General features: G+C 68.3%; 21 protein-coding genes and 1 tRNA gene. 7 read left to right on the top strand and 15 right to left on the bottom strand.

The features are described 5' to 3' along the window. Nucleotides 1-349 precede the first annotated feature (349 nt). Both MKK55_RS16660 and MKK55_RS16655 read left to right on the top strand, forming a co-directional pair. Nucleotides 350-3685 carry a DEAD/DEAH box helicase gene (locus MKK55_RS16660; RefSeq protein ID WP_243936510.1) on the top strand — a complete coding sequence of 1112 codons (3336 nt, stop codon included), beginning with the start codon at nucleotides 350-352 and terminating at the stop codon, nucleotides 3683-3685. A 146-nt stretch (nucleotides 3686-3831) separates the two neighbouring features. After that, nucleotides 3832-4239: a DUF1236 domain-containing protein gene (locus MKK55_RS16655; protein ID WP_147727699.1), complete on the top strand. Its 408-nt coding sequence runs from the start codon at nucleotides 3832-3834 to the stop codon at nucleotides 4237-4239. A gap of 132 nt (nucleotides 4240-4371) precedes the next feature. Here MKK55_RS16655 and MKK55_RS16650 read toward each other — a convergent pair whose 3' ends face one another. The 3 genes from MKK55_RS16650 to MKK55_RS16640 all read right to left on the bottom strand — a co-directional run bounded on the left by MKK55_RS16650 (nucleotide 4372) and on the right by MKK55_RS16640 (nucleotide 6014). Next, nucleotides 4372-4746 (bottom strand): response regulator, encoded by a 375-nt coding sequence (locus tag MKK55_RS16650; protein ID WP_243936494.1) that lies wholly within the window; start codon nucleotides 4744-4746, stop codon nucleotides 4372-4374. 564 nt (nucleotides 4747-5310) lie between these two features. Beyond that, complete coding sequence (locus tag MKK55_RS16645) at nucleotides 5311-5667, bottom strand: hypothetical protein (protein ID WP_147727701.1); 357 nt, start codon at nucleotides 5665-5667, stop codon at nucleotides 5311-5313. A 56-nt stretch (nucleotides 5668-5723) separates the two neighbouring features. After that, complete coding sequence (locus tag MKK55_RS16640; RefSeq protein ID WP_147727702.1) at nucleotides 5724-6014, bottom strand: hypothetical protein; 291 nt, start codon at nucleotides 6012-6014, stop codon at nucleotides 5724-5726. A gap of 244 nt (nucleotides 6015-6258) precedes the next feature. On the opposite strand from MKK55_RS16640, the gene wrbA reads away from it, so the two are divergent. The 3 genes from wrbA (at nucleotide 6259) to MKK55_RS16625 (ending at nucleotide 7446) form a co-directional block, all read left to right on the top strand. Further along, nucleotides 6259-6906, top strand: coding sequence for an NAD(P)H:quinone oxidoreductase (gene wrbA, locus MKK55_RS16635; RefSeq protein ID WP_243936492.1), 648 nt, complete (start codon nucleotides 6259-6261; stop codon nucleotides 6904-6906). Nucleotides 6907-6990: 84 nt separating this feature from the next. Next, nucleotides 6991-7185, top strand: a complete 195-nt coding sequence (locus MKK55_RS16630; RefSeq protein ID WP_147726124.1) for a hypothetical protein — start codon at nucleotides 6991-6993, stop codon at nucleotides 7183-7185. A 78-nt stretch (nucleotides 7186-7263) separates the two neighbouring features. Beyond that, nucleotides 7264-7446 carry a hypothetical protein gene (locus MKK55_RS16625; protein WP_147726123.1) on the top strand — a complete coding sequence of 61 codons (183 nt, stop codon included), beginning with the start codon at nucleotides 7264-7266 and terminating at the stop codon, nucleotides 7444-7446. A gap of 69 nt (nucleotides 7447-7515) precedes the next feature. On the opposite strand, the gene MKK55_RS16620 is transcribed toward MKK55_RS16625, so the two are convergent. The 5 genes from MKK55_RS16620 to MKK55_RS16600 form a co-directional block, all read right to left on the bottom strand. Continuing rightward, nucleotides 7516-7959: a DMT family transporter gene (locus MKK55_RS16620; protein WP_243936490.1), complete on the bottom strand. Its 444-nt coding sequence runs from the start codon at nucleotides 7957-7959 to the stop codon at nucleotides 7516-7518. Between the two features lie 295 nt (nucleotides 7960-8254). Then, nucleotides 8255-9508 (bottom strand): FliI/YscN family ATPase, encoded by a 1254-nt coding sequence (locus MKK55_RS16615; protein ID WP_409566079.1) that lies wholly within the window; start codon nucleotides 9506-9508, stop codon nucleotides 8255-8257. Between the two features lie 8 nt (nucleotides 9509-9516). Further along, nucleotides 9517-10686 (bottom strand): zinc-dependent alcohol dehydrogenase, encoded by a 1170-nt coding sequence (locus tag MKK55_RS16610; RefSeq protein WP_243936488.1) that lies wholly within the window; start codon nucleotides 10684-10686, stop codon nucleotides 9517-9519. A gap of 14 nt (nucleotides 10687-10700) precedes the next feature. Further along, the gene (locus MKK55_RS16605) at nucleotides 10701-11084 is read right to left on the bottom strand and encodes a hypothetical protein (RefSeq protein ID WP_243936486.1); all 384 of its coding nucleotides are present in this window, start codon (nucleotides 11082-11084) and stop codon (nucleotides 10701-10703) included. A 778-nt stretch (nucleotides 11085-11862) separates the two neighbouring features. After that, nucleotides 11863-13059 carry a peptidoglycan-binding protein gene (locus MKK55_RS16600; RefSeq protein ID WP_243936484.1) on the bottom strand — a complete coding sequence of 399 codons (1197 nt, stop codon included), beginning with the start codon at nucleotides 13057-13059 and terminating at the stop codon, nucleotides 11863-11865. A 514-nt stretch (nucleotides 13060-13573) separates the two neighbouring features. Between MKK55_RS16600 and MKK55_RS16595 the strand changes: the two genes are divergently transcribed. Next, nucleotides 13574-14479, top strand: a complete 906-nt coding sequence (locus MKK55_RS16595; RefSeq protein WP_243936483.1) for a two pore domain potassium channel family protein — start codon at nucleotides 13574-13576, stop codon at nucleotides 14477-14479. A gap of 260 nt (nucleotides 14480-14739) precedes the next feature. Beyond that, nucleotides 14740-15609, top strand: coding sequence for a Crp/Fnr family transcriptional regulator (locus MKK55_RS16590; protein ID WP_243936481.1), 870 nt, complete (start codon nucleotides 14740-14742; stop codon nucleotides 15607-15609). On the opposite strand, the gene MKK55_RS16585 is transcribed toward MKK55_RS16590, so the two are convergent. The 7 genes from MKK55_RS16585 to MKK55_RS16560 all read right to left on the bottom strand — a co-directional run bounded on the left by MKK55_RS16585 (nucleotide 15600) and on the right by MKK55_RS16560 (nucleotide 26259). Further along, nucleotides 15600-17840: a PAS domain S-box protein gene (locus tag MKK55_RS16585; protein WP_313898970.1), complete on the bottom strand. Its 2241-nt coding sequence runs from the start codon at nucleotides 17838-17840 to the stop codon at nucleotides 15600-15602. The two genes, MKK55_RS16590 and MKK55_RS16585, sit on opposite strands and share 10 nt — an antisense overlap. Nucleotides 17841-18482: 642 nt before the next feature. Then, entirely contained in the window at nucleotides 18483-21194 is a 2712-nt protein-coding gene (locus tag MKK55_RS16580; protein WP_409566078.1) for an excinuclease ABC subunit A, read from the bottom strand. Between the two features lie 327 nt (nucleotides 21195-21521). Further along, entirely contained in the window at nucleotides 21522-21734 is a 213-nt protein-coding gene (locus tag MKK55_RS16575; RefSeq protein ID WP_243936477.1) for a hypothetical protein, read from the bottom strand. Between the two features lie 480 nt (nucleotides 21735-22214). Further along, on the bottom strand, nucleotides 22215-22781 hold the full coding sequence (locus MKK55_RS16570; protein ID WP_243936475.1) for a type 1 glutamine amidotransferase domain-containing protein: 567 nt from the start codon (nucleotides 22779-22781) through the stop codon (nucleotides 22215-22217). Nucleotides 22782-22840: 59 nt separating this feature from the next. After that, nucleotides 22841-23167 carry an FmdB family zinc ribbon protein gene (locus MKK55_RS29355; RefSeq protein ID WP_409566077.1) on the bottom strand — a complete coding sequence of 109 codons (327 nt, stop codon included), beginning with the start codon at nucleotides 23165-23167 and terminating at the stop codon, nucleotides 22841-22843. Nucleotides 23168-23243: 76 nt separating this feature from the next. After that, nucleotides 23244-24398, bottom strand: coding sequence for a glutathione-independent formaldehyde dehydrogenase (locus MKK55_RS16565; protein WP_243936474.1), 1155 nt, complete (start codon nucleotides 24396-24398; stop codon nucleotides 23244-23246). Between the two features lie 1769 nt (nucleotides 24399-26167). Next, a tRNA-Ser gene (locus tag MKK55_RS16560) sits at nucleotides 26168-26259 on the bottom strand. Between the last annotated feature and the right edge of the window lie 5 nt (nucleotides 26260-26264).

The raw sequence follows: 26264 nt of genomic DNA, 5'->3' as shown, positions 1-26264 counted from the left end.
CGCTGACGGCCGGGATTCTAGTCAGCGATGGTCTAGAACTGCACCTTCGGAGGGGATTCGCACTAACATAGGATAGCTTGTGGATCGGTGCGGTGCGTTCCCCCAAGAGCGGAGCCGATCTTCTGGCGGCATCTCCTCTCCGTGCCCACGTCGAGGCCGAGATGCCCTAACGCTGCGGCTAGTTCGACGCCCTGCCGCGCGACCGCGCCACCGTGGCGCGGGCTCGACGGCGGGCGGTGCGAGCGGCGGCACGCCGCACGCTTGAGCTGTGAATAGCCGCCTTCCAGATGGGACCGGTCCGGACCGAACCGCGTTGCCGGAGTCCCAAGGGTTGCGGACGGAGTGCGGAATGGCCGAGCGTCGACGGAAGGTGGCAGAGCCGGCACCTGCGCAGCTGGACGACGCCCCCCTCGTCCCGATCGGGGCGCTCGCGGTTTCGCTCCTGGACATTGCTGCGCAGGCCGGATCGAGCCGGTCGAACGCGTCGAAGCCGGTCGTGCACGTCGCGCGCGACGCGCGTCGTCTCGACGACCTCGCCCGCGTCCTGCGCGCGCTCGCTCCGAACGCCGAGATCCTCGTCTACCCCGAATGGGACTGCCTGCCGTTCGACCACGCGTCGCCGTCCCGGGCGACGATGGGAGCGCGCGCCGCGGTGCTCCGCCGGCTGAGCGGTAAGGGAGCGCCGCCGGACTTCGTCATGACCACGGGGCCGGCGCTCGCCCAGCGCGTCCCGCCGCGAGCGACCTGGGACGACGCGCACGTGCCTCTCGCGATCGGCGACCGGATCGATCCGGAGCGGATCACCGCCGCCCTGGTCCGTCTCGGCTACGTCGTGGACGAGCGCGTCGACGAGCCGGGCGAGGTCGCCGTGCGCGGCCGCACCATCGAGGTGTTCCCGGCCGACGCGGCCAGGCCGTCCCGCATCGAGCACGCGGACGGCCGCGTCACGGCGATCCGGGTCTACGATCCGATCACCCAGCGATCGGTCGGAGACGTCGACCGCCTCGTGATCGATCCGGCCACCGAGATCGTCCTCGCCGCGGGTTCGGAAGAGCGGCTGCGCCCCTTCACCGGCCAGGAGCACGCCCTCGCCCGATTCTACCCGCGCCTGGTGACGCCCCTCGACTATCTTCCCGATGCCGGCCTCGTGGTCGAGGAGGGAGCGTCCGCGCGGATGGCCGCCTTCTTCGAACAGATCGACGAGGCGCGCGCGATGAAGCGCGCCGGGCGGAACGGCCGGAGCGACGTGGGGCGCGGAGACGACTTGTATCTGTCGCTCTCGGACTGGACGAAGGCGGTCGAGGCGCGGACGCTCTCCGCGGCGACCCGGGACGCGGCCAAGGACATCGCCCTGCCGAGCCTGGCGGGGGCCGCGCGTTCGACGGCTGCCTTCGCCAAGGTGCTCCGCGCGGAGTTGAAGGCCGGGCGGCGGATCGTCCTGGCCGGCCCGACGCTTCCGCTGCGCCGGCTCGTGCGCGAAGCATCCGCGGTGGCCGACCGCGCGGTTCGCCTGATCGACGGTTGGGCGGAGGTGGCCTCGGCCAAACCGGGGGAGGTCCTCGCCTTGCAGGCGCCCCTCGGGGCGGGTTTCCACGCCGACGGCGCCACCGTGATCGCGGCGGCCGACCTCTACGGCCCGGATGCCGCGCCGGTTGGTCCCGCAGGCCACGTCCTGCCGCTGTGCGAGGTCGATCTGCGCCCCGGCGACGTCGCGGTCGACCGCGACCGCGGCCTGTGCGTCTTCGAGGGCTTGGAGCAGGTCGCTGCGGTCGGCGACAGGCCGGCGACGGAAGCCCTGCGCCTGCGGTTCGCCGACGACGCCGTCCTGATGGTGCCCGTCGCCCAGGCCGACCGGATCTGGCGCTACGGCTCCGAGCCGAGCGCCGTCACCCTGGACAAGCTCGACGGCGGCACGTGGGCCCGCCGCCGCCTAGAGGCCGAGGCGACGATGGCGCGGACCGCCCGCCACATGCTGGAGACGGCCCGCGAACGTCGCGAGGCGGGCGTCCCGGCGATCCGGCCTCCGGCTCGGGAGATGGAGCGCTTCGCGGCCGGTTTCGGCTTTCCGCCGACGCACGACCAGGCCGCGGCCATCGAGGCCGTGGCGACGGATCTCGCTTCCGGAGTGCCGATGGACCGGCTCGTCTGCGGCGACGTCGGCTTCGGCAAGACCGAGGTGGCCCTGCGCGCGCTGGCGGCAGCGGTGTTCGCCGGGCGGCAGGCGGTGCTCATCGCGCCGACCACGGTGCTCGCGCGCCAGCACGCCGAGACGCTGCGCCGACGCTTCGGCCGCTTCGGCATCGCGGTGGCGCAACTCTCCCGCCTGGTATCCCCGGCCGAGGCCAGGCGCGTGAAGGCGGGCCTCGCCGACGGCACGGTGCGGCTGGCCGTCGGCACCCACGCCCTGGCCGGGCGCGGCGTCGCCTTCGCCGACCTGGGCCTCACGGTGATCGACGAGGAACAGCGCTTCGGCGTGAAGACCAAGGCGGACCTGCGTCGTCTCGCCGGCGGAGGCCACGTGCTGACGCTCACCGCGACGCCGATCCCGCGCACGCTGCAATCCGCCCTCGTCGGCCTTCAGAGCCTCAGCATCCTGGCGACGCCGCCGGCGCTGCGTCAGCCGGTCCGCACGATCGTCGCCGCGTTCAATCCCGATACCCTGCAGGACGCGCTCGTTCGCGAGCACCGGCGCGGCGGGCAGAGCTTCGTGGTCTGTCCTCGCGTCGAGGATATCGAGCCGATGGCCGAGCGCCTGCGCGCCCTCGTTCCCGACCTCGAGGTCGTCGTCGCGCATGGCGGCCTGAAACCGTCGGAGATGGACGAGGCGATGGTGCGCTTCGCCGACGGCGACGGGGACGTGCTCCTCGCCACCGCGATCATCGAGAGCGGGCTCGACGTGCCGCGCGCCAACACGATGCTGGTCTGGGAGGCGGCCAAGTTCGGGCTGGCGCAGCTCCACCAGCTGCGCGGCCGGGTCGGGCGCGGCCAGCGCCGCGGCGTCGTCCACCTGCTCTTCGATCCCGATGCCCCCCCGAGCCCGGCCGCCGAGCAGCGCATGCGGGCGCTGGAGGCGATGGACCGTCTCGGCGCAGGCTTCGCGATCAGCGCCCGCGACCTCGACCTGCGCGGCGCGGGCGATCTCGTGGGCGAGGATCAGGCCGGCCACGCCAAGCTCGTCGGCCTCGGTCTCTACCGGCATCTTCTCGAGCTCGCGCTCCGCCTCGCCAAGGGCGAGGAGGCCGAGGATTGGTGCCCCGAGATCGAAATCGGGCTTCCCGGCGGCATCCCGGGCGATTACGTGCCCGAGCCCGAGATCAGGCTCAGCCTCTACACCCGCCTGCTGCGCCTCCGGGACATCGAAGCGATCGAGGCGCTTTCGAGCGAGGTCGAGGATCGCTTCGGTGCTTCGCCGGAACCCGTCTCGGCGCTGTTCGCCCTCGGGCGCCTGCGTGCGGCCTGCCGTACGCTCGGCGTCGCCCGGTTGAGCGGCGGCTCGCAGGGTATCGCAGCCGACCTCCGGCCCGGCATCAAGGCCGGGCCGATGCCGGCCGAGGACGACCTCGTCGTCCGCGAAGGCCGCGTCGTCCTGCGCCGCTCCGTCACCGAGCCGACGGAACGCGCCGCGCTGGCCATGGACCTCCTCGATCGGCTGCGGGCGGCACAGGAGCGAAACGGCCAGCGTTGACATCGCCGGGCCGCATCGACCCGCAAGACGCCGACTTCGTCTCGCGGGTCGATGACGTTCGCCACCGGCTCCGGCGCGATCGGTGCTACCGTGCCGGCGTTCGCGGACTCTCGCCGTCGGACGCCACTCGTTCAGGAATCGATTCGATGCGTCACCCCCTGGCCTCGGCCGCACTCCTCGTCCTCCTCGGCACGGCCGCGCAGGCGCAGGGTCTGCAACAGGGGGCACGGGAGGGCTCGCGGCGCGGCGAGGAGATGGCCGGCCCACTCGGAGCCGTCGTCGGCGGCGCGATCGGTGCGGCCGTCGGCACCGCCAACGGCATCCTCGGGATCGACCGCCGCGAACGCTTCCGGATCTACGCCCACGCCGAGCGACGGCCGTCGTTCGCTTATGGCGGCCCGGTTCGCGTCGGGACCGTGCTGCCGGAGGATGGCATCGTCTACTACGACGTTCCTCGCGAGTTCGAGCTCGTGGGCTTCAACTACACCATCGTCAACGACCATCCGGTGCTGGTCGAGCCGGGCACCCGTCGCATCGTCGAGGTGATCGATTGAAAACCGCTCCGCGATCGGGGCGAATCCCAGGGATGGCGCGCCGCGACGGATCGCGTGATGCGACGATCGCGGGCGCTGTTCCCGCGCAGAATCAGATGAGAGCCATGCAGTCGGCCGAGCGGCCGGTCGATCTCAGGCCGCGTGGTGCAGCGCGTCGACGACCTGGGCTGCCTTGTAGGGTTTCGGCACGAACAGGCCGTGGTCCGGCACCTCCGCGTCGGCGAGCCGGTGCCGCCCCGAGGTCAGGACGAGCCGGATGTCCGGCCAGGCCGCGGACACGCGTCCGGCCAGGGTGACGCCGCACATCGTCCCCGGCATGTCGACGTCGGTGAAGATCGCCGCGATATCCGAGCGCTCGTGCAGGATGAACCAGGCCTCGTCCGCTTGACGGGCCTCGATCACCGCGAAGCCGGCATCCTCCAGCATCTCGACCGCGTACATGCGCACGAGGTCGTCGTCTTCGACGACGAGAACGAAGGAATGGTCGAGGTCGCGCTTCACCGGCATGGTTGTCCAACAGAAGTCGACGTCTTTGGTTGCCGGCTTCGCTCGCATTGGCCGCATGGTCGCGTGAAGGCAGACGCAGCTTCGCGCATCATGAATATCGTCGCTGCTCTTGGAATTCGAAGCCTGCTTTCGGCGTCACCATTCGGAAAAGCTCAATCCGTGCGGTTCGTCGATCTCACCCGACAGGGAAAGGGCGATGCACCGGCTGCGATACCGATGACGGCCGATGTCCTGAAATTCGCTCGCGGTCGACCGTGAGCGGTCGAGCAAGCAGCACGCGAAGCCCGCCGACCGACCCGAAGGCTGGTACCCGTCACGTGAGAGCGGCCACGGTCGGTGATGCGAAACACCGGCGGCTGCATCGGGCGACCGGATCACGCCGTTTCGGCGGGTGCACCTCATCTACAAAGGCTCCGGCATCACGATCGTATGTTCCTGATCGCGAGGTCCTTGGCTGACCGAAAATCTTCCTCGACCAAGCGTACCCAACACCGTCCGTCCTGCCGAGCCGATCGTCGGTCGAGGCGTGCTCGGCACCAAGCGCGCCGACACACATCCCGTCGGTCAGCGCAGCAACAGCAGTGCGCCGCCGATCACCACGGGGATGGCGACGATCGCGCTGTAGAACACCGGCATGACCCAGGATCGTTCGCCGTGAACGTCGGCCGCCGCCCGAACCTGCTCGGATGCCGCCTCGGTCTCGCGGGCCAGCTTGATCCGCTGCGGGGTCGGGGGCGTATCCCCGGCCTCGTCGCAGGTTCCGAGCGGTGCCGCCCCGACATCGCCGTGGCTCGCCTTGTCGCCCGTCCGGCCGCTGTCGATGTCGGCCTTCAGCTGCGCCGAGGTCGGATTCTCGCTGTCCGGCGCCTCGCCGAAATCGAGGTTGCCCGGGGCGGGGGGCGTTTCGGAACGAAGGGTCATTGCGGGTTTTCCCAAGCTGGACGTCGGCACCGGGAACGCCCGGATCCGAGTGCGGTTCAGTTGGCGTTTCGCTTCGCGGGCTGCGGGTAGGCCGGATTTCCGGCCGGCACGGCGCCGGTGTTCGCGGACGACGTGCCGCCGTCCTTGCCGGTCGTCGATCCCGTGACCTCCGCCCGCGAGGCCGCCTGGCTCTGGCTGGCATAATCGGGCGGCGCGCTGGCTCCCTGCCACACCATGAGGCCGACCAGGGCCGCGATCATCAGCCCGACGCTGGCCACCAGCACGTAGAGTGCGGGCTTGCCGCGCTTGCCCTGTCGACCGGACTGCCCAGAGAGTTGTTCTGCCACCGTGAAACCTCGCTCGTCCGATCTTGCCGGACATCGAGCAAGTAACTTGCGGCTCGCGCGATAGGTCCGCCCCTGTGGCGCTATCGACCGTCGATCCGGCACGACGGGCAAACCTCGCGCCGGGTCTCTGCAACATTCGCCGCGACGGTTCGGATCGACGTCATCGTGGCGCGGCCCTTTGGCAGCTCTCGGTTCCACGGATGTTTCCGGCCCTACTTCGAGTGATCTCGAAGAGGAAATCATCGTGTCCCAATCCGATCTCGATCCGGCCCGCGTGCTGATCGCCTTCTATTCCCGCTCCGGTTCGGTCGAAGCGCTGGCCGTGGGCGCAGCCGACGCGGCGCGTGCGGCCGGCGCCGAGGTGCGCCTGCGTCGAGCCCGCGAGGTCGTCGACGCCGATGCGATGGCGAAGGTCGACGGCTGGGCCGAGAACGCCGCGCGACAGAACGCGCTCTATCCGGAGCCGACCCATGAGGATGCGGAGTGGGCGGACGCGATCCTGTTCGGCACGCCGTGCTACTTCGGCGCGATGGCCACGGAGCTGAAGGCCTTTCTCGATCGGCTCGGCCCGCAATGGAAGCGCGGCGCGCTGTCGGGCAAGGTCGGTGGCGCCTTCGCCGTCGCCTCGTGGCCGCATGGCGGATCCGAGGTGGTGACGTTGTCGCTCTACGCGCCGATGGCCCATTTCGGCATGGTCATCCTCCCGCCGGGCTACACCGACGAGGCGATGCTCGAGGCCGGCTCCCCTTACGGCGCGTCGGCCATCGTCGGAGCCGAGAACGCCGATCCGCGGCCGGAGGATCTCGATGCCATCCGCCATCAGAGCCGCCGTACGGTGGCGATCGCCCAGGCCCTGATCGCCGCCGACGAGATGCCGTGCCGCCGAAAGTGATCCCCGGCACGGTGCCGCGAGGTTCTGCCGCACCGACGAAGCGAGCGGTGCGGCGTTGCCCGCGGCGAACGTGAAGGAACTGGCATGGCCGACAAGGCAGACGTGACGACGTACATCCTGAAGCAGGCGCTGGCGGCCAAGGTCGGCGACCACGTCGAGATCGCGGTTGAGGCTGAGGACGGGACGCGGTTCAAGATCCGCTCGACGTCCGAGCAGCTCGACGCGCTGGTGGGCGACCTCGACGGCATCCTCGATGCCGACGACGCCGACGCCGCCTAGCATCCCCGGAACGGCTTCACCCCCGAACGCTTCCCCAACGTTCCCCCAGAGAACGTCCCTCGAAGAACGAGCCCTGCCATGATCCACGCCGATACGCCGATGCCGGGAGAGGATCCCGGCGCCCTGATCGAAGATCCCGCCCGCCTCGACGAGGTCGTCCCGGCGACCGAGGAGGACATCGAGGCCGATCCGCAGCCCCAGCCCAACGTCCCGACGGAAGACGATCCCGAGGTCAAGGACACCGAGGTTCAGCCGACCTGAGAATCCTTGCGCAAACCGATCGAACGGATGCGCGCGGGTACAACCTCGCGCGCATCCGTCGTTTCGCATCTAGAAGAGCGCGACGAGCCCGACGCCGAGGACCATCAGCACCCCGCCGAGGATGCGCCAAAGGCTCGCGGGATGGCGCTCGAACCCGACCCAGCCGAAATTGTCCAGGACGATCGAAGTGGTCACGCCCGCCGTCACCAGCAGGCCGAGGAACGGAGCCGCACCGATTCGACGCGCGACGACGAACTGCGCGAGGATGATGCATCCGCCGAGGATGCCGCCGAGCCACGCCCACCACGGCATCGCCGCGGCCTGCGCCACCGTCGGCCACGCGAGCTTGCCCGCGAGCAGGCCGACCACGAGGATGCAGGTGGCCGTGCCGGCGACGACGATCAGGCCCGCCGTCAACGATTCGTCCAAGCCCTTCGACAGCGCGCCGTTCTGCCCGGCCTGGACGGCGTTGGCGACGCCGGCGAGAAGCACGAAGCCGTAGAGATACCACATGGTCGCGATCTCGCATGATGAGATTTGTCGACATAGGGCGCCGAGCTCAGATGCGGATCGATAGGACCGGCGACATCTCGTCCTTCGCGCCTCTCGTGCACAATTCGACGGGCGGGAAACGCCGAAGATATTTTAGACGCGCGAGCTTCATAGGCCTGCGACGCGACGCATCAACGGCACCGGCCGACGAGGATTCGCCGCTGCGAAAGGCCGCCTCGTCATCGACGTCGCCGCCGACGCGTGCGCGGAGGCCTTCGCCGTCGCAGGTTCGGAAGCGGATCGAACGGGAACGGCGCTAATCGCGAAGTGCCGCTGCGAGCTCGGCGAAGGCGTCGGTGCTCGCGGGTTGCCAGGGGTCTTGCCGCAAGGCCGCGTAGATCCTCGGAATGACGATCATGGCCTGGTCGAGCTCCGGGTCCGAGCCGGCGTGATAGCCGCCCATCACGCGCAGGTCGCGGGTGTCCTCGTAGCGCATGATCAGGTTCTTCAGGGCGCGGACGAGGTCCCTCTGCTCCCGTGTCCAGACCAGGTCGGCAAGCCGGGAGATCGAGCCGAGCAGGCTGATCGCCGGATAGCGGCCCTGGTCGGCGATCGCCCGGTCGAGCACGATATGGCCGTCGAGCGTGCCGCGGATGCTGTCGGCCACCGGGTCGTTGTGGTCGTCGCCATCGACCAGGACCGAGAAGATGCCCGAGATCGTCCCGCCGCCCTCGATGCCCGGCCCGGCCCGTTCGAGGAGCCGCGGCAGATCGCCGAACACGCTGGGCGGATAGCCGCGCGCCACGGGGGGCTCGCCCGCCGCCAAGGCCACGTCCCGCGCGGCATGGGCGAAGCGGGTGACGGAATCCACGATCAGCAGAACCGATTGCCCGCGGTCGCGAAAGTATTCCGCGACCGCCATGGCCGTCTTCGGCGCCTGACGACGCATCATCGGGCTCTCGTCCCCGGTCGCGACGACGACGACGGATCGCGCGCGGCTCGCCTGGATCGGGCCTTCGAGAAACTCGCGCACCTCGCGTCCGCGCTCGCCGACCAGGGCGACCACGACGGTGTCGAACCCCTCGCACCGGGCAAGCATCGCGAGCAGGGTCGATTTCCCCACGCCCGATCCGGCGAAGATGCCGATGCGCTGCGCCGCGCAGAGCGGCGTGAACAGGTCGACGGCCCGTACCCCGGTCCTGAGCGGGCGCTCGACCCGCGACCGCTGCATCGCGGGCGGCGGGTCGGCGTCGAGCGGCATCGGATGCTCGCCGGCGGGCAGGTCGCCCAGCCCGTCGACGGGCTGCCCGAGGGCGTCGACGACCCGGCCCTTCCACGCCTCGCAGGGGCGAGGGTCGCGGGCGCCGACCCGGTAGGCCAGCATGTCCAGGCCGACCTCCACCTTCGCGTCGAAGAGCTTGAGCAGCACGCCGTCGCGGTCGATGCGGATCACCTCGCCCTGCTGGGGCCGATCGTCCGCCGAGACCTGCATGCGATCCCGTGCCAGACGAGGGCTCGCATGGTTCGCTCCCGTGCAAATGTTAAGGTTTCGAGGTCTGATGTGCAGCAAAGGCGCCGTCAGGGAACGAACACGGAGCGGACGCAGCCGTCCTTCTTGTGCTTGAACATGGCGTAGCCGCGCGGCGCATCTTCGAGCGAGAAGTGGTGCGTCGCCAGGAACGACGGGTTCAGCTCGCCCTTTTGGGCGTGGGCAAGCAGACGATCCATGTAGGCCTGCCCGTGCTGCTGGGCCGTGCGAACCGTGAGACCCTTGTTCATGATCGCGCCGACCGGGAACTTGTCCATCACCCCGTAGACCCCCAGGATCGAGAGGGTTCCGCCTTTCCGGCAGGCCAGGATCGCCTCCCGCAGCGCCTGGCCGCGATCCGTGTGCATGTGGGTGAGTTGCTTGGCGCGGTCGTAGGCGTATTGCAGGCCGGTCCCGTGCGCCTCCATGCCGACGGCGTCGATGCAGGCATCGGGTCCGCTGCCTCCGGTCATCTCCCTGAGCACATCCAGGACGCTGTCGACGTCCTCGTAGTTGATGGTCTCGGAGCCGACATGCTCGCGCGCCATCCGGAGCCGCTCAGGCAGACGGTCGATCCCGATCACCCGTTCGGCCCCCATCAGGAAGGCGCTCCTCTGCGCCATCAGCCCGACGCCGCCACAGCCCCAGACCGCCACCACGTCGCCGCGCTGGATGTTGCAGAAATCCGCTCCCATGTAGCCGGTCGGAGCGGCATCGGAGAGGAACAGCACCTGCTCGTCCGGGAGGCCATCCGGCGCCTTGAAGCAGTCGTTGTCGGCGAAGGGGACGCGCACGTACTGGGCGTGCGCCCCGGCATAGCCGCCGAATGCGTGCGTGTAGCCGTAGATGCCCGCGGTCGGGTACCCGAAGACGGGCTCCTGCAGTTCCGGTTTGGGATGGGTGTTGTCGCACAACGAAGAAAGCTTGTTCTTGCAATACCAGCATTGGCCGCAGGTGATGAACGACGGTACCACGACCCGGTCGCCCTTCTTGACCTTCTTCACCTCGGGTCCGATCTCCTCGACCACGCCCATGAACTCGTGACCGATCACGTCGCCGGCTTTCATGGTCGGGATGTAGCCGTCGATGAAATGCAGGTCGGAGCCGCAGGTGGTCGACATGGTGACCCGCAGGATGCAGTCGTGCGGATTGACGATCTCGGGATCCTTGACGGTCTCCACACGCAGGTCGTTGACGCCGTTCCAGATGAGTGCGCGCATGAAAAGGCTCCTGGTCAGCGAGGGTCGGGTCGAGCCGCGGGCTGACGCTCGGTGGTCGGGATCTCGCCGGTCTGGACGAGGGCTTTGAAGTAGTGGAGCGACTTGCTCGCCAGCGACGCCGGAAGGGTGTCGCCGAGCATCTGGGTGGCGATCCGGCCGAGCATGCCGCCGGGCGGATCGAGGCTGACGTGCAGAGCCACCACCGTGCCGCGGCTGCCGGCGGCGCGGAAGCGCACCGACACGTCCCGGATCAGGGCATCGTCGCCTTGTGCCTCCCAGCGGAGGGCTTCGCCGGGCCGGTCGTCCGTCAGGCGCATGTCCCAGGAGCCGAGATCGTGCCCAACGCTCCACCGCGTCTGTCCGTCGCCCGTGGTCTCGACCGCCGCAAAGGGCGCCATGATCCGCTGCAAGGTCTCGGGCTCGCGCAAACGGCGGTACAATTCATCGGCGGGAACATCCTCGATCGTGATCGAGCGCTCGATCTCCGGTTTTCGCCAAGCTGCGGACCCTCGGTTCGGATCGCCTCCGGTTCGTCCCCCGGACGCGCTCCGCTGCGCACCGAGCACGCCGATCGCGGCGACGCCGGCCGCGGCCGCGAGGGCAAGCCCGATGAGGCCCGGGGTGGAAAGACCGCCGGACGCGTCCTGTCGGCCTTGCCGACGGCCGGGTCCCAACCACGGGTCCTCCGCCGCGTGCGTACGCGCTGCCCGCTCGCCCCGCTCCCGTCGGGAGAATCCATCCTGCCCATAGGTCATGGCGCACCTCGAAAGCGGGGAACGACCCCATATCGCGGGTCGAAACGTTGCTGGGTCGCAGAAACGCGTTGTTTATCTCGATCAAATCTTGTCGAACCGGGACATGTTGAAGATGGATCGAATATTGGGCGGAACGATCGTGGTGCCCGCTACGAGAAAACTTGCGGCCCTACGCAGCGGAGACGGTTCCGGCCACTCGTCTCTGCTTCCGAGCGCCCCATCCCGAACCATGTCGCACCGCGATCGCGATGCGGACGGCGGGTCGGGCGAAGCGCCTTGGCCCGTGAGGGGTTGAGGCCACATCACGCCCGAGATCGACGTTGAGGCGGCACGCTCCCAAGTTTCTCGGGAGCACCGGCCCGGTCTGAATTCCGGGCCGGTGATCGACGGTGATCGGAGGGAACCTTATGGCAGAGCTACGCTAGCGCGTGCCCGACGCGTCTTGCGTTTGGCCGCTGCCCTGCCCGGCAGAATTGGCCCGCGTCGGAGTTCCGGCGCCCCCTGCCTGAGAGGTTGATCCGGTCGTCTGCGGGTTGGGATTACCCGGGGCGTTCGCGTTGGCCGTCATGCCGCCCAGGAACTCGCCGCGCTGCCAGTTCGGCATCCCGACCGAGGCGAGCAGGTTCGTGGTCAGCGTGCCGGTCGGCTCGAGCCCCTGCGCCTGCTGGAAGTGGGTCGCGGCGATGGTCGTGTCGTTGTTCCAGTTGCCGTCGAGGTGGCCGGCCGCGTAGCCGCGCAGGTTCAGCACCTGCTGGATCTGGCGCACGCCGTCGGAATTCATCCAGAGCGGCTCGCCGGCGCTGTCCGCACGCTCCAGGGCGATGCGCTGGTTGTCGACCTGCCGATCACCTCCCGGCCCGGACGCCTGGCTCGGCTGCGGGCGCGCCACGCCGGCGGCCTGCGGGCCCGTGCCATGCCCGGCCGAGAAGATCGGGTCGGTCAGGCCGAGGGCGGCGATCAGGCCGACTTCGAGCCGTCCCGTCGGCTCCAGCCCTTGCGACTGCTGGTAGCTGCGCGCGGCCTGCACGGTCGCCGGCCCCCATCGGCCGTCCACCTGCCCGGTGTTCCAGCCCTGCTGGTTCAGCGCCTGCTGGATCTGCCTGACGCCGGCCGGGCTGACATGGAGCGGCGTCCCGCGGCTGTCGGCGCGCTCGACCACGATGCGCTGATTGTCGACCTGCTTGGTTCCCTGGTCGCCGGCCTGGCCGCCCTGGCCGTTGCGTCCACCGGCGTTGCCGAGGATGATGTCCTGCTCCAGGCCGAGACCATAGACGAGCGGGATGGTAAGGGACCCGGTCGGCTCCATGTTCTGCGCCTGCTGGAAGCTGCGCGCTGCCGAGGCGGTCTGCGGGTTCCAACGGCCATCCACGGTGCCCGTGCTGTAGCCCTTCTGGGTCAACGCCTGCTGGACCTGCCGCACGCCCGCCGAGCTGACGTAGATCTGCGTGCCCTGACCATCCGGCTGGTCCTGGGCCACGCGCTGGTTGCTGACCGCGGATTGTTGAGCCTGAGCATAGCCGCCCGCCACGGCGGCGAGGACAGTCGTCGTGAGAAAGAGATGCTTCAGCACCATGATGAACCTCCTTTCATGGACGTAGGGACGAACCAGGGCGACCACGCCCCGTTCCTGCGGACGATCCCCTAGGGAACCTCCGATGCTGGCAGGTTTCCCGGGATGGAGGGGTACGACGGCGGGGCACGCGAGGGCCGGGTCCGAAAGGTCCCTAAGGGAGTGCCCGGATCGTCCTGCGAGGCGGGGCACGTCACACTGACGGCTGCAGGGGTGGCCCCGCCGCCCTCGACGCGGAGGATCGACGTGAGCGACGGGCATTTCCAAGCCGACACGGATGCCTGCGCACGCGAGGCTCGGGCGGCCATCGAGGGTGTGCTCGAGCGGCGGTGTCCCGAGCTGAAGATCGCCTTCTGGACCGCCGTCGACAGGCACTATCGGCGGGAAGCCCCGTCCGGCCCTCGGCAGGGGGCACCCGCAAGCCCGAGCCCCGATCTCCGGGCGCCGACGCAGCCGCGATAGGCATCGTCCTAAGGACATATCCGCGGAACGACGTCGGCAGCCCCCGGTTCGCGATGGGAACGGCGTCCTCGCCACGCAGGGCGGCCCGAAAGGTTCGCGTATGCTCCCCGTCCTCGAAGGCACGGCCGGCGCCGTCGTGATGGGGATCGTCCTCCTCGACGTCTTCCTAACCGTTCTCTACGCCCGCATCGGCACCGGGCTGCTCGCCGAGCGGGCTGCGCATCTCGCGTGGCGCGTCCTGCGCCGCGTCGCGGAGGCGGCCGGCCCGCAACGCGGCATCGTGCTGTCCTTCTGTGGGCCGACCATCCTCGTCCTCTACGTCCTGCTCTGGGCCGGCGGCCTGACCCTCGGTGCGGGCCTCATCATCCACCCTGGGCTCGGCACTGGAGTCCAGGCGAGCAGCGGCCCGACGCCGACGAACCTCGTGGCCGCGCTCTATGCGGGGGGCAGCAGCATCGCGATCGTCGGCGCCAGCGACTTCCGGCCGACGACCGACGCCTATCGCCTCGTCTATCTGGCGAACTCCCTGGTCGGGATGTCGGTGACCTCGCTGGTCCTGACCTACGTCATGCAGGTCTACGGTGCCCTTCGAGAGCGCAACGCGCTCGGGCTGCAGCTTCACCTCCTGTTGGGGGAGACGTCCGACGCGGGCGAGATGCTGGCGCGGCTCGGGCCGTGCGGGCAGTTCAGCGCCGGCTACAGCCATCTTGTCGCGCTCGGCGGGGCGATGGGCGCGATGAAGGAGGCGCACCACTTCTATCCGGTGCTGTTCTACTTCCGGTTCCGGCAGCCGTACTACTCGATCTCGGCCCAGGCCCATCTCGTGCTGGACGCGGTATCGTTGATCCGGAGCACGCTCGCGGACGAGAACGCATCTTGGCTGAAGGAGGCTGCGGCGGTCGAGGCGCTGTGGCGGGTCGCCCGGATGTTAGCTGTCACCCTCGAGACAGCCTTTCTTGCAAGCGATCTCCCCGAGGCGATCCCGGCAAGCAGCGTCGAGCGTTGACGGTGGCGTGGCGATTGGGAGAGGTCGGCCGCCCGGCTCGCCAGAGAAGGCATCGCGGTCGTTCGGGACGAGACGGCCGCTAACGCCTACCTCGAACTGCGCGCACGATGGTCCCCGCACATCGCGCGGCTCGCCCTTGCGATGGCCTACCGCCCCACGGACATCGCGGCACACGGATAGGAAACGCCCTAAGGGTGTGGCCGGATGTGCCTTCGCCGAGGCAGCGGGAGGGTAGGGCCGGCCGTTCCGAAGGAAGCCCGATGAATATCCTCGCCCAAATCACCTCGTTCGATCCCGTCGTAACTCCGGCGGCTCGTGTGCCGCGGCATTCGCGCGAGGAGGAACATGACGGCGGCCCCTGCACCTTCGCCAGCAGGCTCGCGGGTCTCATCCCCCTCACGCTGCAGGATCTGGCGGCGATCGACGGGCTGATCGGTTATGCCCGGCCGGTGGAACGGCACACGATGCTGCTCGATCAGGGATGCGTCGCTGACCACGCGCTCGTCATCCTCGACGGGTTCGCATGCCGTCACAAGCGCCGCATGTCCGGCCGCCGCCAAATCGTCTCCTTTCTCCTCCCCGGCGATCACTGCGATCGCGGTGCCGTCCACGCCTATCCGCTCGACCACGCCATCGAGACCCTCACCCAATGCCGTGTCGCCAAGATCCCGCGCGCGACGTATCTCGACCTGCTCGGGCAGCATCCCCGGCTGGCACTCGCGCTGCAGCGCGCGAAGCTTGTCGAGGAGGCGATGGCGCGCGAGTGGATCGCCAGTCTCGGCATGCGCTCGAGCATCGAGCGCATGGCGCATCTCCTGTGCGAGTTGATGGAGCGGCTCGGATCGATCGGGCAGGCATCGGACGGCCACTACGACCTGCCGCTGACACAGGTCGATCTCGCGGACGCTCTCGGTCTGTCGAGCGTGCACGTCAACCGTTCGATCCAGTATTTACGCCGGGATGGACTGATCGCGCTGAACAGGCGTCATCTGCAGATCCTTGCACCCCGACGGCTGTATGAGCTCGCGGAGTTCGAAGCCGCGTACCTTTCGCATTCGCCGCTCGGCACCGGCCTGCCCACCGGTGGCCCGGTCGCTCCATACGAGCCGGGCCATCGAGCTTATTCGTGAGGCTTGTCGGCGGGCTGCACGCCGGCGGCCGATGCGATGAGAACCGCTTCCGGCAAGGTGCGCGCGCCCAACGCCTCCATGACCCGGGCGCGATAGATCTCCACCGTCCGCGGGCTCAAGCCCATGGAGCGGGCGATGGTTTTGTTGGTGCCGCCCGCAAGCAAGCCCTCGAGCACGGCATGCTCTCGTCGCGACAGCGCTGCGATGCGGGCCCGCGCTTCGTCGCGCGCATCCGTGCGTTCCTCCGTGACGCGGATTCCGGCCAGTGCCGTCCTGACCGCGAACGAGAGCGCCTCCGGCACCCAGGGCACTTCGAGGAAATCGACGGCACCCGCCTTCATGACGCGCACCCCCAGGCCGATGTCTCCACCACTCCGGCCGATCGCCACGATGGGCAGGTGCGAACGCGAGGATCTGAGCGCGTTCGCTACGGCCAGATCGTCGACATCCGTCAGGTCGATCACGACGCAGCCCGGCAGGAGAGCGCCCGCTACGCTGAGGAAGGCTTCGCCGTTCGCAAAGGCCCGGACCTCGTATCCATCGGCTTGCAAAGTGCCGACAAGATCGTGTCGCGTGTGGTCCTTGGGTGCAATCACGTAGACGCGCGAACCGACGTCGGCCGTGATGTCCTGGGCGATGCCGCCTGCAAACCGTATGTGCCCGTCGATGTTCGGTATGGGGAAGAAGGTATCACGGATGCGCCGGACGGCGTGGTCCGAGGCGCGCACGATGCGGTACTTCAGGACCGTCATCTCCCCACCGCTGGCACGCTCCAATCCCCGTGCTGTTCCGTCGCGATCCTCGGGATGAACGCTGGCGAGCCAGCTCGCGACATCCTTCATGCTCTCGATGGGCATGCCCCAAACTTGCGAGAAAGCCGGGCTGAGGTAGTCGAGCTGCCCGCTTTCGAGATCGGCGAGCCAGAGCACGTTCGTCGAGTGCTCGGCGAAGCGCCGGAACCGTTCCTCGCTGATCCGCAGATCTGTCTCTGCGCGCTTCTCGCGATCGACGTCCTGCACCACGACGATGGCGCCGTTGATCGCGTCATCGACATCGTTGAACGGCGCTGCGCTGACACGCGTCCAGCACTCCCGACCATCCGGAGCCGTGTAGATGAAATCGAGTCCGGGAACGACGGTCTCACCGCGCAGGGCTCGGCTCCCCGGATATTCCGCCGGCGTCATCCGTCGTCCATCCGGTGCGTAGGCCCGCCAACGCTCGCTCGATTTGGGATCCGCGGAGGGTATCCATTCGAGCGCGTAGCGCCCGAGTGCGCGGTTCGCCAACATGATGCTGCCGTCCTGCTTCACGAGGCCGACCCCGATCGGCAGTTGCGCCAGCGTCGCCGAAAGCCGGTGCTCGCTTTCCAGGAGTGCCGCCTCGGCACGCATCTGATCCGTGATGTCGACGATCGTACCAATGAACGACACCGGCCGACCGTGCTCGAACCCGGTCCGGCCATGCGTCGAGACCCAGCACTCGACGCCGTCGCGGATGCCGATGACGCGATACTTGATGTGGTAGACACCGTCGCCGGTCGGGTCCGTGCAGCGCGCCACCGCCGCCTCGACGTTCAGGCGATCGTCCGGGTGGATGGCGGAGAGCCAGATCTCCTCATCGACAGGCGCATCCGGCGGCAGTCCCCACACCGCCTTGAGGCGCGCATCCCAATCGAGCGCTCCGGTTCGTGGATCCCAAGAGTAGGGCGAGAGCTCGACGAGGTCGATGGCGGACTGAAGCCGTGTTTCGCTGGCGCGCAGGCGCGCTTCGGTCAGCTTCCGGGCGGAGATATCCAGGCCGGTCACCGCCGCACCGATGAAGATCCCGCGCTCGTCGTAGAGCGCGAAGGCACGGCATTGAATCGTCGTTCCGACGTCGTCGCTGAAAGGGCGAGACCGAACCTCCCCCTCCCAATCTCCGTCCCGCGCCAGCATCGGCAGCGCCACGTCTCGGATCACGGCTTGGTCGAGCGGATGGAACAGGTCGGGAATCGCGATGTTCGAAACGTCGCTGTCGGGTCGAAGGCCGACCATCTCGCGAGCGGCTTCGTTGAGAAAGGTCAGCTTCAGGTCCGTGTCGGCGATGCCGATGAACATGCGCGACTGCCGGACGAGCGCGGCGAACAAAGTATCGAGCCGCGGTGCCCCCCCCGGACGGTCCAGGTATCCATCAGCACCCGTCGGGTGCGCAGTCGGCTCGCCGGTTGCTCTATCTAGCTTCTGCTGGGCCACCCTCGCGTCAGCCTTTTCGAGGCCGGCGGGCCAAAGGGCGAGGGACTTTCCGCAATCCCCGAAAGCCACGCCGGGCAGCTCTCCATCTGCGCGGTTTCTAGGGTATATTCATCCTCCAGTAAAGAAAAAACACTACTCAATCTTGAGTGCAAATTCCTTGCGCGCAACTTAAATGCACTCTCGAGTGATCGAATGCGAAGAATTTAACTTATGTTATTTAGGATAGAATGTCTCGATATTTGTCTCTGTCCTCGCGTAACCTTCGATCGCCTTCTTGCCTTTGCGCCGATCCCGTTCATCCCGTCCACCGGCGCAACAGCCGTAGCGGATCGGGCTTGTCGGCTCCGGCGTCGGGAACCGGGGCTGTCATCGAGCGAGGTTTCGCAGCTTTCTGAATGCGCGTTCGTCTGGGTTCCTGCGCCGTACCTGCGAGGCAAGCGTGGGTCCGAAACGTCGCAATGGGAAATCCGGGCGCACCAACCGTCCGCCGCCCGATGCCGGTGCTGCGTCCTTTCGTGGCGCTTCAGGCCAGCGTGCGGGCTCGATTGACGTCAGATCGATCGACCACGATCCGTGGCTTCGAGACCGCCGGTCGGCTGAGGACTGGAAGCGACGACCGGAGTGCAGGTGCATCGGGCATGCTCATCGCACGTCAAGCTCGCGCTGTAGATAAGGCCCGGTTCGACTCGCCTCGTTCGCTGCCACAACCTCGGGCGGCCCGCTCGCCACGATCATGCCGCCGTCGGCGCCCGCGCCAGGTCCCAGATCGATCACCCAATCCGCCTGTGCGACCACGCGCATGTCGTGCTCGACCACCACGACGGTGTTGCCCCCGTCGACGAGCGCGTTCAGCTGACCCAGCAGGCGGTCTACGTCGGTCGGGTGCAGGCCGGTCGTCGGCTCGTCGAGCACATAGAGCGTGGCGCCACGCTGGCCGCGCTGAAGCTCGGTGGCCAGTTTGATGCGCTGGGCTTCGCCTCCCGAAAGCTCCGTCGCCGGCTGGCCGAGACGCAGGTAGCCCAGACCGATGTCGTCCAGCACCGTCAGGGACCGCAGGACCGGCGCCTCCTCTGCGAAGACCTCGCATGCCCGGGCCACGGTCAGCCCCAGCACGTCGGCGATGGAGAGGCCATGCCACCGCACCTCGAGGGTCTTGGGCGCGTACCGCGCCCCATGACATGTCGGGCACGGCGCGTAGACGCTCGGCATGAACATGAGCTCCACGCTGACGAAGCCTTCGCCCTCGCAGGTGCGACATCGGCCCCTGGCGACGTTGAAGGAGAAGCGCCCCGCGTCATAGCGACGGCGGCGCGCCTCGGGCGTCGCCGCGAACAGCCGGCGCACATGATCGAACAGGCCGGTATAGGTGGCGAGGTTCGAGCGCGGCGTGCGGCCGATCGGCCGTTGGTCGACTTTGACGAGCCGGTGAACCGCCTCCATCCCCGTCGCGACGCGCCCGTTCGTCCGGGCCGGCATGTCCTCGATCGCCGACGCGTCCGCGTCTTCGGCCGTCATCGCCTGCTCAAGCCGCTCGCCGACCAGTTCGATCAGTGCTTGACTGACCAGACTCGACTTTCCCGAGCCCGAGAGGCCGGTCACGGCGGTGAAGCAGCCGAGCGGGAAGGCGGCGTCGAGATCATGCACGGTATTGCGCGTCACGCCCTCGAGGCGCAGCCACGCCGAGGCGGCCCTCCGCGGCCGAGCGAGGGGCGTGTGGCCGGCGAACAAGTGCAGCCTCGTTCGCGACGCCATCACAGAGGCCAGGCCGGCCGGCGGACCGCTATAGAGGATCTCGCCGCCATGCTCGCCCGCGTCGGGACCGACGTCCACCAGCCAGTCGGCGCGCCGCATCGTCTCCAGGTCGTGCTCGACGACGAACAGCGAGTTGCCCGCGGCTTTGAGGTCGTCCAGTGCCTCGACCAATGCCGCGCCGTCCGCGGGGTGGAGGCCGGCCGACGGCTCGTCGAGCACGTAGACGACCCCGAAGAGCTGCGAGCGCAACTGAGTGGCGAGGCGCAGCCGCTGCAGCTCGCCCGACGACAGTGTCGTGGTGATGCGGTCCAGCGACAGGTAGCCGAGCCCGAGCCGGGTCAGCACGCCAATTCGGTCGAGGAGGTCGGCGATGAGACGTTGCGCGGCCAGACGCTTCTCGATCGACAGGTTCGGCGTGCCTCGCACGTCCGGCGCACCGGCATGCGCCGAGCCGCCTGCCGCCACCCGCTCCGCTGCCGCCGCTCGGACGGTGGAGCGTCCCAGCCTATGGCCGGTGCAGCCAGCCTCCTCGGGGATCGTCCCAATGGAGAGGGGGTAGAGAACATCGGCGAGCCGTGTGATCGGCATCGCCGCGAGGACACCGATGTCGTGCCCCGCCACCGTGACGGACAAGGCCTCGCGCTTGAGGCGCTTCCCCTCACAGGTCGGGCACGGCTCGCTGACCAGATACTGCGCCGCTCTTCGGCGCATGAGCGCGCTCTGAGAGTTGGCGAAGGTGTGCAGGACGTGTCGTCGAGCGCCGGTGAAGGTGCCTTGATAGTCCGGCTCCCGCTTGCGCTTCAGGGCCTGCCGCGTCTCCTCCGGGCTCAGGCCAGCGTAGACGGGCACCGTGGGATGGTCGTCGGTGAACAGGATCCAGTCACGGTCCGCGCGAGACAGGTCGCGCCAGGGCACGTCGACGTCGTAACCCAGCGTCACCAGGATGTCCCTCAGGTTCTGGCCGCCCCACGCCTGGGGCCAGGCCGCGACCGCTCGCTCGCGGATCGTCAGCGAGGGGTCCGGCACCATCGTCGCCTCGGTGGCATCGTAGAGGCGGCCGAGCCCGTGGCAGCGCGGGCAGGCGCCTTGCGGGGTGTTGGGCGAGAAGTCTTCGGCGTAGAGCATCGGCTGGCCGGGCGGGTAGCTGCCCGCGCGCGAGTAGAGCATGCGCACGAAGCTCGACAGCGTGGTCACGCTGCCGACCGAGGATCGCGAGTTCGGCGTGCCCCTCTGCTGCTGGAGCGCGACGGCGGGCGGCAGGCCCTCGATGGCGTCCACGTCCGGTACGCCGACTTGGTCGATCAGTCGCCGGGCGTAGGGAGCGACCGATTCGAAGTAGCGTCGCTGGGCCTCGGCGTAGATCGTGCCGAAGGCCAACGACGACTTGCCGGACCCCGACACCCCGGTGCACACCACAAGCGCATCGCGTGGGATGTCGACGTCGACGTCCTTGAGGTTGTGCTCGCGCGCGCCGCGGACGGAGACGAACGGGGACGGACTTTGCGGTGCCTCGCGAAATGTCGGATTCGCCGATGCGTCGGGCGCAGGATCCGACGTTTTCGACGAAGAGCCCAGACTTCGCGCGGTGGCGTCCGTCGGCACAGTGATTCTCCTCGCGGTTCCAGAGCCGCCGTCCCTTAGACAGGCCTGAAGTCTGGGGTCGGACAACGCGTCAGGCGGATATGGGGGCTCTCACGGAGGATCCGAACCAGCTCGGCCCCTGCCGCGCTTCAGGGGCGTCCTGGTCCTGATGGACTCGCACGCTTCCGTGCCGGAACCGATTCCCTCGATGCAGGGCTCCTGCGGAGCAGCCGGCGCGTTACTGAACCTCCGAAGCTCTCACGGGGATCGCGCGCCCGCGGCCTTCGATACCCGATCGATGGGGGAGCGGCTTGTCTCTCCTGCGGGTTTCCATAGCCTCATCCTCGCTCAGTGGATCGCCGACCTCCCCGTCCATCCCAGAAGGAAAGGGTTTCCGAGCGCGCTTTCGATCAGCTGATCGCGGTCTCGCATGCCCCGTCGGGCGGCGTGCACGATCGCCAGGGCGAGTCGACGCCGCGTATCGGCTGCGACATGGTTCCTCGTGCCCTGACCGTCCGTGGCGAGCATCACGGTCCAGGCCTGATCGAAGGCCTCGCTCATGGCCTGGACCATGTCAGGGGTGAAGACCGCCGGGCCGAGGGGTATCTGTCCGCTCTCAGGACCGCTCGCGGCCCGAAGGTTTCGCTTTGTCGAAGGCTCTCGGCCTGAGGTGGTGCGCATGAGTTCCTCCGCGATCACGGATTCAGAAGGATACGTTCGGTGCGGCCATCGCAATCCGGTCGCGTCCCTGGAGCTTTCACGAACGACCTCCGCCAGGATGTCGCGACAATGCGCGTTGGGCCTGGCGTTGGTCCGAAGCTGCGGCGTCCGTCTGCGGCAGCGGCGAGCTCAGAGTGGGACTGGTCCACGCCGTTAACTCGCGGCATCGCGTCGGCAGTCTCCCCGGGGCAGCGCGATGGTCTTTGTGTCCGGCGAGCCCGGCCAGCGCGACAGTTCCTGGTCACGCACGCGCCTCGGCCCACTTCGGCCGCCGGCCATGCGGGAACGCCGAAGCGAGCCGCTGAAGGTTCTCGTCTCCGCTCACGCGGCTCGTGCGTTCCCGCATGCGCTCGCGAACAGCTCGATCACCGCGCGGCTGAACGCCGGGATGTCGTCGGGTTTCCGGCTGGTGACCAGGTTGCCGTCCACCACGACCTGCTCATCCACCCAGTCCGCGCCTGCGTTCCTGAGATCGGTTCGGAGCGAGGGCCAGGAGGTCAGGCGCCGCCCGCGCGCAGCACCCGCCTCGATGATGGTCCATGGGCCGTGACAGATCGAGGCCACGGGCTTGCCCCCGTCGAAGAAGGCCTTCGCGAACGCGACTGCCGCGGGGATCGCCCGGAGCGTGTCGGGGTTGATGACGCCGCCCGGCAGCAGCAGCGCGTCGTAATCGTCGGGCCGGGCGCCGTTCAGGGACATTCCGACCGGGAACTCGTCGCCCCACTCCGTGAACTTCCAGGCCTTCACCTGGCCGTCCTTGGGCGAGACGATCTGGGTCTCGGCACCGGCTTGGTCGAGCGCCCGGCGCGGCTCGGTCATCTCGACCTGCTCGAAGCCGTCCGTGATCAGGATCGCGACCTTCAGGCCATCGAGTGTGTCAGAAGCCATGTTCGTACCTCCGTCGGATCGGGTTTGCGCGCGATGGGTGCAGCCTCGTGCGGGAGCGACTACCGGCTCCGCCGGATCGACCCATGCGCCGTGAAGACCCGTCCGCCCGTGGACAGGGCGGCCGGCATTGGCATGCGGCGGACGCAACAGCCGCAGCCGACCGGATGGGCAGCCGACGCCCGGCGCGGGGAGGCCGCGCCCGGCTCGGTGGCCGCGTAGGGGACCCGGCCACCCGGGCTGCTGCTGGCGATGGCCGGTGCGCTGAGGAATGCCCGTGTCGTCCCGGCGCCGCATTCCGGGCACGGGCATGCGTCCAGGAACTGCGCCATGGGCCGCATCGCGGTGAACGGCCCGCATATCTCGCACGCGTATTCGTAGATCGGCATGGCGTCCTCACGCTCGAGCCCGTCCGGCGAGACGGCGGATTAGCCGGGCGAGCCGCTGCCCGCCCGCCCCGGCGGATCACGCGGCCGGCTTGAGGACCACCTTGGTCCAGCCGTCGTCGCGAGCGTCGAAGTGCTGATAGGCGTTCGGTGCCTCACCCAGCGGCAGCTCATGCGAGATGATGAAGGACGGCTTCGCGCGACCGGTCGAGATCAGGTCGCGCAGTTGCCGGTTATAGGCTTTCACGTTGCATTGGCCGGTCCCGATCGTCTGTCCTTTGAACCAGAACAGGCCGTGGTCGAAAACGATCTCGCCCTGCTTGTAGAGCGGGTCCTGAGGGGCCGGATCCTGGGGCACAAAGACACCGACCACGCCGATGCCGCCGGTGAACTTCACCGACCTCACGAGGTCGTTCATCGTCATGTTGGGGTGCTCGTGGCCCTCCGGGTCGTGCGCTTGATAGCCGACGCACTCGCAGCCCCGGTCGGCGCCGATGCCGTTCGTCAACTGAAGGACCTGGTCGACCGCGGAGCCCTTGGAATCGTCGATGGGCAGAGCGCCGATCGAGCCTGCGAGGCGCAGGCGGTCGGGATGGCGATCGACGACCATGACCATGCAGGCGCCCTTAATCATCGCCGCGTGGGCCGCCATGAGGCCGACCGGCCCGGCCCCGTAGATGACGATCGACTCGCCCGGACGGAGCCCGGCGAGCTCGGTGGCATGCCAGCCGGTCGGGAAGATGTCGGCCAGCATCACGTAATCGTTCTGCCGCTCCTCGGCGTCCGGCGGCAGCTTGAGGCAATTGTAGTCGCCGTAGGGAACGCGCAGGAGGTCGGCTTGCCCGCCGCGATAGGGGCCCATGTCGGCGAAGCCGTACGCAGCGCCGGCCATGTTCGGTACGACGCTTCGATCCGCCGTGGTCAGGCAAAACGCGCTCAAGCCGCGTTCGCAGTTCTTGCAGAAGCCGCAGCCGATGTTGAACGGGATGGCGACCCAGTCCCCGACCTTCACCCGATCGACGGCGCCCCCCACCTCCGCCACCTGACCGAGGTTCTCGTGCCCGAACACGCCGCCGCGTGGAAAGTCAGTCCGGCCCTCATACATGTGCAGATCGGAGCCGCAGATGTTGGTGCTCGTGATCCGCACCAGCACGTCGGTCGGCCGCTCGACCTGCGCGTCAGGAACGTTCTGCACGGCAACATCGCGCGGGCCATTATAAACGACTGCTCGCATCGCGATCTCCTGACCTGAGTCTTTCGGCACGGGAGGAACAGTAGCTGCTGCCGGCCACCGGACTATCCGGTTGATGCCTACGGTGTTCTCCCTAGCGCGGCATGAGCCTCGATCTCGGAGGCGCACCGTTGAACACAGTCGCCGCCGCTCCCGACGACGCGTGCGTCCCCGGCACAATCACCCGGTCGGCGCTGCCGCTGGCCACCGCTGGAGTCGGGTGGCAAAGGCGGTAGCAGTCAGCCTCGGTCTATCTTCAGATGACTGACGATCCGAGAGGCCGCGGCATCTGATCGCCGGGCTGAACGAAAGACCTCTCCCCGGCTTACCTTTGTGTCGGTCCGAGGATCGACCGTCCACGCCCCCATGCTCAGGTTCTCCCCCGTTTCTGGGCGGGCGTGGACGACAGGATCAGTGATCGCGACATGCGATCGGCCTCCGAGGAGGTGCGCGATGACCTCAAAGACAGTCGCGATCGTCTGCGGTGCCGGCTGCGCCTTGATCGGTCCGGCGGTGGCCAGAGCTTTCACCGACGATCCGACGGATCAGCTCACGCTGTCCCTGATCATCGCAGGATCCGTGGGGTAACGGTCCTGGTGTGCGGGCTTCGATCCTGGGACAATTGATCCGCCGCCTCGGCCTTGTGGCCAAGCAGCAATCTCGCGGAAGCAACTTACCGATCAGCCCGACGGTCCGTCTCGGGCTCGATCGTCGGCGCGCGCCTTTGTACCAAACCCCCTGCTTTTTCATCGGCGAGCGCGGACGTCATTGTCATGCGGCGCCTTGAAGTGCTGGGTCTGTAGTTCCTGCCGAGCGCACAGACCCGGGAAGAGATTTTACCGAGTGAACGATCACTGTTGCTAGGCATGCCGAGATGAAGGAATGCTCCGTTGCTTCAGCGACAGATCCTCCCGGAGCCTGAGTTGCTCCGACCGCGCCGACAGCTTCGACCTTGTGGCCGATCTAGGGCTGATGCGCCTCCAAGCGGCGCGGTTCGCGAGGATCTGATGCTTGGCAGCACGCGGCGCGATTGGTCAACGTGGCTCGATCGCTGTCGATATTTATCGTTTTCTTTGAGCATGGGTAGACCGCAGCATCGTGCTGCCAAGCTTCGCCGGGATGACCCGGCGTCTCGACGGGTGGAACGTCCAGAAGGCCTGCCCCCGTCGTACCCTGCGCGGCGGGTCTCCTCAGCCTCAACAGCGCGCCCAGCAGGACCGCATCTCCTCAACCACCTGCTGCGGGACTGCGGCGTCCTGAATGACCAAGGGGTTCTTTAGCGGCGTGAGCAAGCCGGCGAGATGGTCCACCCAATCCGCCCTCAGCCGGCGCGGTTTTCAAGCTAGGGCTTACGATCGTAGGCGCGCTCGGTCGCGTCGTCGACCAGATGACCCAAGGCCTCCCCGGCCGACTCCACCTGTGGAACGTGGCTGAGCCGGCCCAAGTCCAAAGGCCGCGCGAAGGCCCTGGGTGGTCACGTGCACCCCCATGTGCTCGCGGCAAGGTTCGACCGGGGCGCACCGCGAGGTACAGGTTCGCCCGTTCACCGTGCAGGCCGCGGGGCAGGGTCGTGACCTGCTTGCCGGTGGGTATGTGGATCGCGGGCAAAGTCCAGCCCGGGCATCAGTGTGCCCAAGGGGATGCCCCAGCACGACGCGTGTCCTTGGCGGTCCTTACCGACCCCCAAATGACCACGTCGGCTGGACACACGAAGCGACCTCAACGGGTCCGACAACCCGGAAAACCACACACCACCGATCTACGCAGGTAAATGGCGGAGACGGAGGGATTCGAACCCTCGATACCCATTTCTGGGTATGCTCATTTAGCAAACGAGTGCCTTCAGCCGCTCGGCCACGTCTCCAGCGT

Source organism: Methylobacterium sp. J-059, from assembly GCF_022829485.1.
In the GTDB taxonomy this organism is placed as follows: Bacteria; Pseudomonadota; Alphaproteobacteria; order Rhizobiales; family Beijerinckiaceae; genus Methylobacterium.
This window is presented reverse-complemented; position numbering and strand designations above follow the sequence as displayed.

Bases quoted from the DNA above. Each gene is read 5' to 3' on its own strand.
- MKK55_RS16660 (WP_243936510.1), top strand. From the start codon at position 350: ATGGCCGAGCGTCGACGGAAGGTGGCAGAGCCGGCACCTGCGCAGCTG.
- MKK55_RS16655 (WP_147727699.1), top strand. From the start codon at position 3,832: ATGCGTCACCCCCTGGCCTCGGCCGCACTCCTCGTCCTCCTCGGCACG.
- MKK55_RS16650 (WP_243936494.1), bottom strand. From the start codon at position 4,746: ATGCCGGTGAAGCGCGACCTCGACCATTCCTTCGTTCTCGTCGTCGAA.
- MKK55_RS16645 (WP_147727701.1), bottom strand. From the start codon at position 5,667: ATGACCCTTCGTTCCGAAACGCCCCCCGCCCCGGGCAACCTCGATTTC.
- MKK55_RS16630 (WP_147726124.1), top strand. From the start codon at position 6,991: ATGGCCGACAAGGCAGACGTGACGACGTACATCCTGAAGCAGGCGCTG.
- MKK55_RS16625 (WP_147726123.1), top strand. From the start codon at position 7,264: ATGATCCACGCCGATACGCCGATGCCGGGAGAGGATCCCGGCGCCCTG.
- MKK55_RS16620 (WP_243936490.1), bottom strand. From the start codon at position 7,959: ATGTGGTATCTCTACGGCTTCGTGCTTCTCGCCGGCGTCGCCAACGCC.
- MKK55_RS16610 (WP_243936488.1), bottom strand. From the start codon at position 10,686: ATGCGCGCACTCATCTGGAACGGCGTCAACGACCTGCGTGTGGAGACC.
- MKK55_RS16605 (WP_243936486.1), bottom strand. From the start codon at position 11,084: ATGGCGCCCTTTGCGGCGGTCGAGACCACGGGCGACGGACAGACGCGG.
- MKK55_RS16595 (WP_243936483.1), top strand. From the start codon at position 13,574: ATGCTCCCCGTCCTCGAAGGCACGGCCGGCGCCGTCGTGATGGGGATC.
- MKK55_RS16590 (WP_243936481.1), top strand. From the start codon at position 14,740: ATGAATATCCTCGCCCAAATCACCTCGTTCGATCCCGTCGTAACTCCG.
- MKK55_RS16575 (WP_243936477.1), bottom strand. From the start codon at position 21,734: ATGAGCGAGGCCTTCGATCAGGCCTGGACCGTGATGCTCGCCACGGAC.
- MKK55_RS16570 (WP_243936475.1), bottom strand. From the start codon at position 22,781: ATGGCTTCTGACACACTCGATGGCCTGAAGGTCGCGATCCTGATCACG.
- MKK55_RS29355 (WP_409566077.1), bottom strand. From the start codon at position 23,167: ATGCCGATCTACGAATACGCGTGCGAGATATGCGGGCCGTTCACCGCG.
- MKK55_RS16565 (WP_243936474.1), bottom strand. From the start codon at position 24,398: ATGCGAGCAGTCGTTTATAATGGCCCGCGCGATGTTGCCGTGCAGAAC.